Genomic DNA, 10,410 nt, shown 5'->3' on the forward strand with positions numbered 1-10,410 from the left:
GGTCAGACCTGTCTGGGCGATACGGGTGTCATCCGGAACCACGCGCAGCTCCGGCTCGGCCAGCTCCAGGCTGGGGCGAGGTTGTACCGGTACGCCTGGCATCGTCTGCGCGAATGCAGCCATGCCGGCCTGGGCGGCGGCCAGCAGCTGCTGCAGATCCGCGCCGTGGATATCGACATCGATTTGCCGATTGCCACCGCCAGAGAAGTTCAGCAGCGACCCCATGGTGACGAAGCTGCTGATATCCGGCAGATCGCGGGTGATCTCGCTGCGCAGCACGTCCATCAGCGCATCGGCATCCTCGGGGTCGGCCGGGTAGATCGCCATGCCGCTCCAGCGGCCCCAGGAGGACAGGTTGTAGTAAGCGACCTGCGGGGCCTTTTCGCCGGTCATGTAAGGCTTAAGGCGATCGACAATCGTCGTCCCCAGATCCGCCTGCAAGGCGTTCTGGGAGGCGCCGGCCGGTACCGAGAAATTAACCCAGGCATTGTCCGAGCGGGCGCGCGGCAGATAGTCGGCCGACGGCAGCAGGCTCCAGGCCAGCGCGCCGGCTCCCAGCGTCAGGGCAACGACCCATCCGGCCCGCAGGGCGGGGCGGTCGGTCAGCCGCAGCACCCATGCGGTCAGGCGATCCCAGATAGTGCCCAGCGTGTCCTGCGCATTGACCCGCCCCAGCCATTTCGCGCTGGCGGTCGGCAGCACGGTGAGTGCGGCAACCAGCGACACAATCACCGCGATTGACAGGGTCAGCGCCAAGTCCGAAAACAATTGGCCTTCCGGGCCGGACATGAACAGAATCGGCAGGAAGATGGCCACGCTGGTCGCGGTGCTGGCAAACAGGGCCGGAGCGACCTCGGTGGCGCCGCGCAGCACGGCGTCCGCCACGGTCCGGCCCTCCTGACGCAGCCGCACGATGTTTTCCTGCGCGATGATTGCGGCGTCCACGACCAGGCCCACGGCGAACGCCAGTCCGGCCAGCGAGAGCACGTTGAGGCAGCGGCCAAAGGCGTCCAGCGCCGCAAACGCGGCGAACAGGCAGACCGGAATGGTCAGGCCCACCAGTAGCGTCGACCGGATGTCTCGCAGGAACGCGAACAGCACGAGCGTGGCCAGCAGTCCGCCCAGAAGCAGGTTGCCCTGCACCAGACGAATCGCCCGGCGGATGTGCACCGAGGCGTCGTAGGACAGCTCCATGGCCAGCCCCGCGTCCGGCAGCGGCCCCGCATTGAGCTCGTCGATCACCGTGTTGATCTGATCGAGAATCTCCACCGTGTTTGAGCCGGCTTCGCGCGCCACCGTGATGTAGTAGGCCGGGTACCCGTTGCGCAGCGTGAAGCCCCCTTGTTCCACACGCTGGAGCTGCACGGTTGCCAGATCACCCAGGTAGATCGGCTGGCCACCCTGGTAGGCCACAATGAGCTGATCCAGCTCGTCCATCGGCGCCTTGCCCATGAAGCGCACGGTGTATTGCCGCCTGCCCACGTCCGCAAAGCCTCCCGAGACATCGGCGGCGCCGCTGACTGCCCGCACGACATCGGTGATCCGCACGCCCAGCGCCGCGGCACGGGATGCATCGAGCACAACACGGACTTCCTCCGGCCGCGCGCTCTGCAGGTTGACCTGCGCCACACCGGGAATCCCGGCCAGCGCCGGTTCGACGTAGCGTTCGACGATGGGGTGGAATTCACCCGGATTGCGAGGGTCTTGCGCGTCGATGGCGCGGACCAGCAGCGAGGCGGCATTGCCGCTGGTGAAATTGTCGCCCGACAGGTTCACCCAGGGTCCGTTTGCATCGCGGGGCAGGGTCGGCACCTGTTGCAGCCGGTTAATCACGTCCAGATAGGCGCGCTGCATGTCGTGGTGCATCTCGAACGTCAGATTGACGTTGCCGTTGCTCTGACCGATGTTCGACTGGATATGCGTGAGGCCGGGCAGGTTGCGCAGCACGCGCTCCTGTTGCTCGATGATCACCGATTCCATATCGGCCGGCGCGGCGCCACGCCAGAACGTGGACACCGAGATCTGCGGCTGATCGATCGGGGGCAGCAGTTGTATCGGCAGCTGGAACAGCGATGCGGTGCCGACGCCGACCAACAACAGTACGATGACGACCAGCGCCGCCGGATTCGCCAATGACAGGCGTGTCAGATTCATGCCCGCTCCCCTCGCGTGGTCTCACCGCGGGGCGGCAGACCTGCATAGTCGTTCGATCCGTTCTTGTTGTTGGCCTGATTGTAGAGGCCAGGGCAGACCGGTTTCAGCATCTAGATGTCAGGACTCACCGAAAGGGTCGCAGGTGGGGTGAGATGGCTCGGCTTATAGTGGCGGGGGATTCCAACGAGCGGCGAAAGATGCTATAAAGCGCGCCCCATTTTGGCCGTGCGGATGCCGCCGCCGGCAGCAACCCGACGTCGACACGCCATGAAAGCAGATATTCACCCGAACTACCGCCCGGTCGTGTTCAAGGACACGTCCAGCGACTTCGCCTTTCTTTGCCGATCCACGGTCGCCTCCAAGGAGAGCATCACCTGGGAAGATGGCAATGAATACCCGCTGATCAAGCTGGATGTATCCAGCAAGTCGCACCCGTTCTTCACCGGCAAGCAGTCCACCTCGGACACCACCGGCAAGATCGACAAGTTCCGCCAGCGTTACGGCATCTCGAAGTAAGCCGACGCCGCAGGAACAAAAAAGGCCCGCTCGAAGCGGGCCTTTTTTATGCGCTAATGTTTGCCGCGAAGACCGCTTCGGCGTCGCCACCACCCGGCGAGCAGCAACGGCGCAAGCCACGTGAGGAGCAGCGAGCCGCTGGACCCGCCGCCGATCGCGCCGCCGTTATCACCGCCTCCGTCCGCTCGGTAGCAGGCGTCAGATAGCGGTAGCGTGGTGCCGCCGGCCTCATTGAGGTCGTAGCCGGCGATGCTGGTGGGCGCCCCGGTGCCGTTCGGGTCGAGATGCGGCGACAGACTGGAGCAGGGATTGCTGCCATCGTTGGACCAGCTCACGGCCAGTTTTCCGTACCAGTCGGATTCGTCATTGCCGCAGGCCGCGCCGCCGCCTTCCAGTTGTCCGATGATTCGCTTGTTCTGGTCCCAGAGTGCTGAGCCGGACGAGCCTCGCTCGGTTGTACCGACGTCCCAGTCGATGATGCGCCAATGAGTGCCTGCGGCCGTGGTCCCCGTGCTGCTGTAATTCGTTGAAGCCGGTGCCGCGTATTCGAAGCTGATCGCTTTTTCATCACCCAGGGGATGATGAATCGCGGTGCCCTGCGTGGGCGCTGAACTCGTGGCATTCCATCCAGAATAGTAGGTATCGAATGCGGTGTTCGGGCGCGCATCAAGCTCGACCAAGGCGAAATCCGTGGTCGCGCTGGCGGCCAGCAGCGATGCGCCTGATTGGCTGTCGGTTCGTGATCCGTTAGGCGTGCCGCCGCAGGTGGAGGTTTCAAAGTTCCAGTACAGCGTCATGCTGTTCGCGAGTGATTCACTGGAGATGCAGTGGTTCGCGGTCAGAAAAAGCGGGCGGCCGTCGCCACTGGTGTTGGCGAGCAGCGTGCCGGTACAACTGAAAGTGCCGGCTCCGCTGCTGGCGGCGTAAGAGGCTACGGAGCGAATTTCGTCGCGCCATGCATCGCCTTCGGGACAGACGGTATCGACATTGCAGCTCCCGGACTTGTGCTGAGTCGAGGGGTTGGCCGGGTCGGAGAACCCGTAGTCCAGGCGTGAAATCGTGAATCGGGGATGGCTGTCTGCCGCGGCGGTCACGATTTCCAGTATCAGCGTGTCGCCACCGACCAGTGGGCTGTGAACACGCTCTTGTGTCTGGGTGCGCAGGGGGTAAATGCTTGAGCCTTGCGGCGAATAGACATGGCCGGTTGAACGGCCGAGCGCAGGCGAGGCATCCAGCGTGACCCCGACGGACAAAGCGTCCCGCGCGTGGATCACGGCACGCCAAACCCACCGTCGATCCGGGAGCTGATCCCAGACGCCGGTGGTCTCGCTACTGGCGCGAAACTCGACGGCGCGCGCAATGTACAGCGGGGTGCCGGGTTCGGGTGCAGCGAAGGCGGTCTGCGGCGCCAGAACAACCGGATTGATTGCCTCGGCCCGCGTCAGTGAATCGTTTGAGCCCAGACCCACCGGGGCCGCCAAGGCCGACATCGGGAACGCCACTGATAGCAGCCACCAACTCCATTTCATCATCAATCTCACCGTTCGGGATGCGACGCACTATAGCCTGCGGCGGTTGTGGCAGCAGGTGGTTGTAGAACACTGGCAGTCGCTAAAGAATCGGCGACTCTAGATCCAACGCTCGCGTGCTCGGGTCTGGCTCACGCACGATCGGCGGCTTGGCCTTGGGTGGATCGCGCGGCGCGTCGGCTTCGTCCTGGGCGCCGAAGATCCAGTTGAGAATGTCGTAATAGGTGCGGATGTTACCCACGTAGTTCACGGCTTCGTGGCCGCGTGCATAGCCATGCTGTGTCTTGGTATGCCATTTCGCCTGGGTGAGTAGGGGCAGGGTATTGCGGACATCTACCCAGCGATTGGGGTCGCCGCCCAGTTCAGCGGTGATCTCGCGGGCATCCAGCAAGTGGCCGCGGCCGAGGTTATAGGCGGCCAGCGCCATCCAGGTGCGATCGGGCTCGGAAATGCCGCTGGGCATGCGGTCGATTTGCTGCCTCAGATAAAGCGCGCCGCCGAAGATGCTTTGCTTCGGGTCGCGCCGGTCCGAAATCTTCAGGTGGTTGGCGGTGTCGCGCGTCAGCATCATGATGCCGCGAACCCCGGTGGGACTGCGTGCGTCGGCCTCCCAGTGCGACTCCTGGTAGCCCACGGCGGCGAGCAATCGCCAGTCGAGTCCGTGCTGCTGGGCAGCTTGCTCGAAATGCGCCCGATACTTCGGAAGCAGGCGGTCGACATCCCGCGAGAATTCGCGGCTGCCGACATAGTCCAGACGGCCCAGCTGGCCAAAGTAGCGGTCACGAATCCGGTCGAGTTCGCGGGACTGCTTCAGGGCGACGATGAACTGCACGACCGCGTTGTATAGCGAATGGTCCTCGTTGCGCTGAAACGCCCAGGCGACCGGCATCGCTTCGTCCAGATCGAAGGCCACCGTCAGGCGAGGGTAGAAACGGCGGCTTATCGATATGACATCTGAGCTGGCTGCGGCCAATGGCTGCTCGCCTTCGGCGACCTGGTAGAGCAGGGTGTCGTCATCGGCGTCCGGCACGGTGGTCCACGCGAGTTCCGGATAGCCTTCAGCCAGGCGATTGACGACGTCGTTCACCGGCGAATCGGCAGCAATGCGCAACGGATCACGCAGATCTGCCAGCTGGCGAGGACGGCGGGAGCCACGCCGGTAAACCACCTGCGGCTTCACCTCACGCAGCGTCGGGCCGTAGCGGAATCGGGTCCGGCGTGCCTGCGTGGCCATGGAGCCCGTGGCGGCAATCTCGGCTTCGCCACGTTCGACGGCCGCCAGCGCGTCGGCTTCGAAATCGTAGATCTGTAGGTCCAACGCCAGGCCCAGCTGATCCGCGAGCAAGGTCAGCAGGTCATGGTCAAAACCCGCCGGATGACCTTCGGCATCTACGTAGTAGGTCGTCGCCCGGTTGATGGTCGCCACCCGCAGGCTGCCGCGAACCTGCAGGGCATCCATCTGCGTCCCCGGCGTGGAACACGTCACCGCGCTCCCCAGTGTGATGACGAGCACCAGCAGTAAGCCGCTCCAGCGGGTCCAGCGGTTGATGGTCAAGTTGACGCAATCCTGTCTTCCTCGGCGCCAATGATCCCACCGGCATGCGCTGGCGTCATCCCGTTGTCATCCGGGCTCGCGTTTCTCGGAGAAGACGGTAAAATGCGCGCCCTGCTGCGCTCGGCCTGGTCCGAAAGCGCGGCAGCCTGGAGAGGTACCGAAGCGGTCATAACGGCACCGATTCGAAATCGGTTGGGGGCGATCGCCCCACGTGGGTTCGAATCCCACCCTCTCCGCCAATTTCTCGTGACCTATGATCTCGGCTTCGAGTGTCGATTGCATCGCAATATCAATAATTTAAACGGCAATCCGGGCTCTGCGCTCTGTGCCCGTGCCGCAGGCGATTAGGCACAAAACGTCACCAGATTAGGCACGAAATAGGCACAACGTCGGATGATGGCCCCGGCGCAAGCCTCGGCCCATGTCTGCGCCATGCAATTCATTGACGCCCAGTCCCGGATGCGGTGATTCGAACTGGTGCCGGTCTATATTTGGCGCGGCGAGCCTGTTCCGGGCCGTTGATCCCCTTGCTCCAACTCAGCACAGGCAGTCGCACTCCCTGAATCGTGAGCCCGGTATTCTCCGCTTGGATCTCGGAAGATGGGGAAATCGGTGACCGATCGGGCACTGTCGAGCAGGTCCCGAGACGAGCTTTATGAACTGGTATGGGCAATGCCGATGACGCGCCTTGCCACGGCGTTCGGACTGTCCGACTAAGGGCTGCGCAAGCGCTGTTTGCAACAGCAGAGTCCTCTGCCCAAGGCCGGTCATTGGGCTAATGCCGCTGTCGGACGAGCACCCAAGCCGCCGAAGCTACCCGCGTACTCAACGAGCACGGCCGAACAGCGCCGCAAGCGAAACGTCCGAAGAGGCGTTTGCTCCTGTCGAGCAGAAATCGTCGCGAAAGGACTAGCCCTATGCGATGCGGCGGCGAGGGTATGTGCGTCCTATGATCTCGTAGCCATGGTTGGAGGGACGTGACACGTAGCGACGTAGTTATACAGGGCGGCGAAGCTCAGGAGCGCCGCGGCGCGTCTGGTTTTCGGGTCAGCGAGACAGATGCTCGACGTACCTCTGGTAGCTGTAGACCCGGTTTTTCTTCTGGCCGGTGATTTCGATGACGATGTCGAGATTCTCGAGCAGGCGGACCGCGGCAGTGGCGGTGGGGAACGTCGTGTCGAGGTGCTTGCGAACCTGTTCGATGCTGAACCGCGGCATGACCGGCAGCAGCTCGAACAGCCGAATGCTGATCGGTCCAGCCTTCGGCGAGGCCAGGAGGCGTTTGCGGTCGGCGGTGATCAGGGATGCCGCGTCGATGATGCCGCGCTCGGCTTCTCCGGCGGCCTCGGCCACGCCTTCGAGGAAAAAGGCGATCCAGCCCTCCCAGTCACCTTCGGTCCGGATGCTGGTCAGGCGGCGGTAGTATTCCCCTTGGTGTTGCTTGAGATACCCGCTGAGGTACATCAGGGGCTCGTCGAGCAAGCCCCAGGCCTCGAGTAGCGCGGCGATCAGCAGACGCCCGATGCGTCCGTTGCCGTCGAGGAACGGGTGGACGGTTTCGAACTGGGCGTGGGTCAGGGCGATGCGGACCAGCAGCGGCAGGTCGGTGGCCTCGTCGTGGATGAATCGTTCGAGGGCGGCCAGCAACTCGGGCACTTGCGTGGGGGGCGGGGGCACGAAGGCAGCGTTACCCGGGCGCGTGCCGCCAATCCAGTTCTGGGAGCGGCGCAGTTCGCCGGGCTGCTTTCCTGCGCCGCGTGCGCCGTTGAGCAGGCGAACATGGGCCTCGCACAGCATGCGAACGCTGATCGGCAGCCCATTCGGATCGCGCAGCTGGTCCTGAACCCACCGAAATGCAACCAAGTAATTGGTCACCTCCTCGACGTCGGCTTCGTTGCGGACCGCCAGACCGGCTTCGTCGTCGAACAGGTCCGTCAGGGTGGCCTGGGTGCCCTCGATTTGCGACGTCAGCAAGGCCTCCTTGCGGATGGCGCTGTAGAGCAGCCAGTCCACTGACGCCACCAGGCCGGACACGCCGTCCAGCCGCGCCACGGCGAGCTCGGCGCGTTGGTTCAACGCCGCGTACGACGCCGGAGCGAGCGGTGGGTCGACGGGTGGCAGGGCGTGCGGAACGAATGCGTCGACCGTTTCGCCGAACGTGCTCGTCGAAACATGGGTGCCCGTGACCCTGACCATACGAAAGCCTGCTTTAATATTGGAATTGTTATTAAAGCAGGCTTTACTAGCGGTTGCCAGAGTGGAAGTGGGCTTTAATGCCGCGTGCCGCGCCGTTGAGGTGGCTTCGGCTAACCGGCGCACCGCGTCGGGTTACCGCCCGTCCTCACGGGCCCCCCACAAGAGAGGTACGTGAGGTCATAGGGCCGGGTCCGGACAACGCGTCCGGTGCGCCGCTCACGGGGCCAGAAAAACGCCACGATTCGTGACATAACTCAGGCGCCAATTAGGCACGAGCTACGGCGAATGGACCATAACGCATTGTATTTATTGAGGTAAATGGAGCGGATTTTCGGGTTCGAATCCCGCCCTCTCTGCCATCTTCAAAAACCCCGCGACGGCGGGGTTTTTTGTGTCTGCGGATGGTTGGCTGGCGGCAGACCGGGAACGCCAAGCCTATCCGGCAGCGGCCTTGCGTTTGACCCGAGTAGCTGCGTCCGCCGTGCCCTGCGGGGAGTCGATACGGCCTTCGTCACGCAGAGACTGGAACGCGTCCGAGATCACCCTGAACATGTGAATGCCCATCGAGTTCTCTTCGACGCTCATGCGGTCGGTCGCCAGCTTGACGAATGCGCTCGCGTTGTCGGCCATCTGCTTGTAGTAGCGCTGGCCCGCGGGGGTGACGGTCACCAGCTTTTCGCGACCGGATTCGGGGTCTTCTGAAATCACGATGAAGTTGTAGGGCGGCTTCGCCAGCGCACGCAAGGCTTTCGAGACGGTGCTGCTGGTGATGTCATACCAGCTGGTCAGGCAGCGTTCGATCTCTTTCCGCTTCAGGCTCTTGCTGCCGCGTTGCATGCCCTCCGAACGCAGCAACCACATGATCACGGTCTGATGCCGGTCCAACCCCTGGTTGCCCCGCAGGGCGTCTTCGACCTGCATGCCGATGGAGTAATGGATTGGGTAAAACAATTCCATGAAGTGTTCCGCGGCCCTTTCGTGGCTCACCTCTTTGATATCAGCTTTCGGTCTCAACGGCGTGGTTTCCTGTGCATGGTGGGCGAGTGCCCCGTCACGTCCATGCTATTTCGCACCTTCTGCCTCAGCAAGTATGTCGAATTGACAATATTTTGTAATGACAATAAATTCGCGGCAAACAATGAGGATGCGAGGTGCGAGATGACGGCTGAACTGAGACCCGAAGTGGATGACGAGGCCGGCCAGGCGCAGGCACTCCGCCAAACCCTGGAGACGCTGCAACACGGTTTCCGTGCCGAACGCTATCCCTCGGTGGCGACGCGTATCGACCGGCTGGATCGTCTATGGAACGCACTTGACCGGTTCTCGGACCAGCTCTGCGAGGCCTTGAATGACGATTTCGGCTATCGCTCTTCCCGGCAATCGTACTTCGCGGATGTGGCGACCACGGGCAAGTCCATCCGTTTGACGAAGAAGGGCGTCCGCGGGGTTTGGCGAGTCTCAGCCGGTGGCCGACAACGACACGGAAGAGGGGCGTGAATTGAACCGCCGAACAGAGCTGACAGTGACCGGCAACTAGCGAGGGTGTGGTGGCTAAACGACCACGTTAGTCGCCGATTCCGCGACGCGGTTGGCGACGCTGTTACTGTCTCCCCTGCATAGATGCTGGAGCATGCATCGGGCCGCACTACGGTGACGGTAACAGCAGACTCGCAGCGAATCCGTTGTCTTGTTTAAGGAAAGGTATGAAAACTCGAATCACTGAGTTGTTGGGGATCCGCCATCCAATCATCCAGGGAGGCATGCATTTCGTCGGTTACGCCGAGCTCGCCGCGGCGGTCTCCAACGCAGGCGGACTGGGCATCATTACCGGATTGACCCAGAAAACCCCCGACAAGCTGGCGGCCGAAATCGAGCGCTGCAAGGGGCTGACCGATAAGCCGTTCGGGGTCAATCTGACCTTTTTGCCCATGATGGATGCACCCGATTATCCGGGCCTGGTGCAGGCGGTGATCGAAGGTGGCGTGAAGATTGTTGAGACTGCTGGAAACAATCCCGCCGAGTATCTGCCGGCACTCAAGGATGCCGGGATCAAGGTCATTCACAAATGCACGGCCGTACGGCATGCGTTAAAAGCTCAAAAGATCGGTTGCGACGCGGCCTCGGTCGATGGATTCGAGTGTGGCGGGCACCCCGGCGAGGACGATATCCCCAATATGATCTTGTTGCCGCGTGCTGCCGACGAGTTGGAGATTCCGTTCGTCGCTTCCGGTGGCATGGCGGATGGACGCTCTCTCGTTGCCGCGCTGGCGCTGGGTGCCGATGGAATGAACATGGGCACGCGTTTTCTCGCCACCAGGGAAGCCCCCGTTCACGATAACGTTAAGCAGGCCATTGTCGCCGCGTCCGAACGTGACACGCGGTTGATCATGAGGCCGATACGCAACACCGAGCGAGTGCTGCGAAACCCATCGGTTGATCGTGTCCTCGACATTGAGCGTG

General features: G+C 62.7%; 8 protein-coding genes and 1 tRNA gene. 4 read left to right on the top strand and 5 right to left on the bottom strand.

Annotated elements, in window-relative coordinates; genetic code table 11:
* On the bottom strand, positions 1–2,154 hold a 2,154-nt coding region (locus ACE1EY_RS14100), incomplete at its 3' end, for an efflux RND transporter permease subunit (protein WP_370300463.1).
* Between the two features lie 267 nt (positions 2,155–2,421).
* Here ACE1EY_RS14100 and ACE1EY_RS14105 point away from each other — a divergent pair.
* Positions 2,422–2,670, top strand: coding sequence for a type B 50S ribosomal protein L31 (locus ACE1EY_RS14105; RefSeq protein ID WP_291515227.1), 249 nt, complete (start codon positions 2,422–2,424; stop codon positions 2,668–2,670).
* 53 nt (positions 2,671–2,723) lie between these two features.
* Here ACE1EY_RS14105 and ACE1EY_RS14110 read toward each other — a convergent pair whose 3' ends face one another.
* Positions 2,724–4,202, bottom strand: a complete 1,479-nt coding sequence (locus tag ACE1EY_RS14110) for a serine protease (RefSeq protein ID WP_370300464.1) — start codon at positions 4,200–4,202, stop codon at positions 2,724–2,726.
* Between the two features lie 79 nt (positions 4,203–4,281).
* The gene (gene mltF, locus ACE1EY_RS14115) at positions 4,282–5,754 is read right to left on the bottom strand and encodes a membrane-bound lytic murein transglycosylase MltF (protein ID WP_291515225.1); all 1,473 of its coding nucleotides are present in this window, start codon (positions 5,752–5,754) and stop codon (positions 4,282–4,284) included.
* A 148-nt stretch (positions 5,755–5,902) separates the two neighbouring features.
* On the opposite strand from mltF, the gene ACE1EY_RS14120 reads away from it, so the two are divergent.
* Positions 5,903–5,993: transfer RNA gene (locus tag ACE1EY_RS14120), tRNA-Ser, on the top strand.
* 808 nt (positions 5,994–6,801) lie between these two features.
* On the opposite strand, the gene ACE1EY_RS14125 is transcribed toward ACE1EY_RS14120, so the two are convergent.
* On the bottom strand, positions 6,802–8,073 hold the full coding sequence (locus tag ACE1EY_RS14125) for a Fic family protein (RefSeq protein WP_370300465.1): 1,272 nt from the start codon (positions 8,071–8,073) through the stop codon (positions 6,802–6,804).
* A 312-nt stretch (positions 8,074–8,385) separates the two neighbouring features.
* Entirely contained in the window at positions 8,386–8,907 is a 522-nt protein-coding gene (locus tag ACE1EY_RS14130) for a winged helix DNA-binding protein (RefSeq protein WP_370300466.1), read from the bottom strand.
* Between ACE1EY_RS14130 and ACE1EY_RS14135 the strand changes: the two genes are divergently transcribed.
* Together ACE1EY_RS14135 and ACE1EY_RS14140 are read left to right on the top strand one after the other, a co-directional pair.
* Positions 8,884–9,447: a hypothetical protein gene (locus tag ACE1EY_RS14135; protein ID WP_370300467.1), complete on the top strand. Its 564-nt coding sequence runs from the start codon at positions 8,884–8,886 to the stop codon at positions 9,445–9,447. The genes ACE1EY_RS14130 and ACE1EY_RS14135 overlap by 24 nt on opposite strands.
* A gap of 206 nt (positions 9,448–9,653) precedes the next feature.
* Positions 9,654–10,410: NAD(P)H-dependent flavin oxidoreductase (locus ACE1EY_RS14140; protein WP_370300468.1), on the top strand; the 757-nt coding region annotated here is incomplete at its 3' end.

The organism is Abyssibacter sp., from assembly GCF_964229365.1.
Classification (GTDB): domain Bacteria; phylum Pseudomonadota; class Gammaproteobacteria; order Nevskiales; family OUC007; genus Abyssibacter.